The sequence below is a fragment of the Streptomyces olivaceoviridis genome, from assembly GCF_014650115.1.
Taxonomy (GTDB): domain Bacteria; phylum Actinomycetota; class Actinomycetes; order Streptomycetales; family Streptomycetaceae; genus Streptomyces; species Streptomyces olivaceoviridis.
The window spans coordinates 1-2,066 of the sequence record NZ_BMUI01000097.1 but is presented as its reverse complement, the minus strand read 5'-3'; the positions used below and the strand labels follow the sequence as shown (position 1 = coordinate 2,066).

Sequence of the window (2,066 nt, the reverse complement as noted above, 5' to 3'; positions counted from 1 at the left end):
CTCCCGGACCGACGTCCGCGCGGGACGCGACTACCTGGTCGCCTTCAACAACGCCACCCGGGCGCGGACCGTGCGGATTCCCACGGGCGCCGCGGGTCGCGCCTACCGGGGCCTGTACGGCACCACCGGCACGGTGACCAGCGGCGCCGACACCCGGGTGACCGTCACCGTCCCGCCCCTGTCGTCCGTGGTGCTGCGGGCGACACAGCGGCTCGGTACGCCGGTCAGCCGGCCGGCCCTGGAACTCAAGGCCCCCACGGCGGGCGCGACCGGGGACGTCGACATCTCCGCGGACGTCAGCGGCGGCGGCCTGAACCGCGTCGTCTTCGCCGCCCAGGCCGGCAACGGCCCGTGGCAGATCCTCGGCACCGCCGACCACGCCCCGTACAAGGTCACACAGCACCTGCCCGACACCATCGAGCAGGGCACACCCCTGCGCTACAAGGCCGTGGCCGTCGACCTCGCGGGCCGCACCGCGAGCGACCTCGCCACCACCACGGCCGGCCGGCCGGCGGCCCCGCAGCCGCCGAGCGCCCTGCACCGCGACTACGCCGTGGTGCACTACCAGCGCCCGGACGGCGACTACACCGGCCGGCGACTCGAATCCGGCGGCCAGTCGGCCGAGTTCACCGGGCGCGACGCTTACGGCGCGTTCGCCTGGGTCAAGCCGGAGGACGGGGCGCGGAGCCTGACGTACACGGTCACCGGGAACGGCACCGCCGACGGCCCCCAGCGCACCATCGACCTGGACAAGACGGGCGAGGTCTGGATCCGGCAGGACGACGACGGCCAGTCGGACACGGCACCGTCCGGCGCCTACCCGGCCCCCGACGCGACCAAGGCCGTGATCCACTACCACCGGGCCGACGGCGACTACGACGGCTGGGGCCTGCACACCTGGACCGGGGCCGAACACCCCACGGACTGGTCGGCGCCGCTCACCCCGACCGGCAGGGACGCCTTCGGCGTGACCTTCGAGGTGCCGCTCGCCGACGGCGCGACCTCGCTCAGCTACATCGTCCACAAGGGCGACGAGAAGGACATCGCCGCCGACCGGTCGCTGGACTTCGCCACCTACGGCAAGGAGACCTGGCTGATCGCAGGCGACAGCGACTACCTGCTGCCGACGGTGGGCAGCGCACCCGACCTGGACATCGACACGGCCAAGGCCCGGTGGATCGACACGGACACGGTCGTGTGGAAGGCGAAGGCCACCGACTCCACCAGCCAGCAGCTCGTCTACGCCCCCCAGGGCGGCATCACCGTCAAGGACGGCGCGCTGTCCGACGAGGGGTACTGGCTGCGGCTGATCCCGTCGAAGCTCACGGACGCGCAGAAGTCGGCGCATCCCGAACTGGCGGACGACCCGGCGTTCACGGTCGATCCCCGCGACCGCGAGCGCATCCCGGCCGCCCTGCGCGCCCAGCTCATCGCCACGCAGCGGGCCGCCAACGGAGCGCTGCTCGCCGCCAACGGGGTTCGCCTCTCCTGAGAGGCCACGACCGAACGGGTGCCCTTCGCCGAGCGAGGGGCACCCGTCGTGCGCGCGAGCCCCGTACGGGGCCGGTCGACTCAGGCCGTGAACACCGCCACGGTCCTCGCCGGCACGGAGAAGGTGCCGGTGCCGGTCGTGTAGGCGGAGGTCTTCACCACCGCGTCGGCACCGGCCGCCTGCACGGGGTGCAGCCGGTAGCGCTGTCCGGCCAGCGCCGGGACGCGCTGCTCCTGCCGGTCGGGGGTGGCGTTGAAGACGACGACCAGGTCACCGAGGCGCATGGTGATCACGCCGGGGGTCTCGTCCTTCCCGGACAGCGGGAACGACAGCTGTTCCTGCACCCGCGCGGCCGTCCCGAGGGAGAACGCCTTCTCGGTGGTGCGGATCTTCAGCAGGTCGCGGTAGGCGGCCGAGGCGCCGGTGATCTGCTCACAGCCGACCTTCACGCTCGTGAGCAGCGGCCGGGCGTAGTCCCACGTGGAGGCGTTGTCGGCGGCCGGGGGCAGTCCGCGCCCGAAGCCGTTGCCGTCGGCGCAGTTCCAGTGGATGGCGTTGAACCAGTCCCCGCTGT

General features: G+C 73.1%; 1 protein-coding gene and 1 pseudogene. One reads left to right on the top strand and one right to left on the bottom strand.

The annotated features are described in order from the left end of the window. Nucleotides 1-1,483 (top strand): annotated as a pseudogene (locus IE273_RS43045) (pullulanase-associated domain-containing protein); the annotation flags it as partial. An 89-nt stretch (nt 1,484-1,572) separates the two neighbouring features. Here the strand turns inward: IE273_RS43045 and IE273_RS43040 are convergent. Continuing rightward, on the bottom strand, nt 1,573-2,066 hold a 494-nt coding region (locus tag IE273_RS43040; protein ID WP_189820547.1), incomplete at its 5' end, for an alpha-1,6-glucosidase domain-containing protein.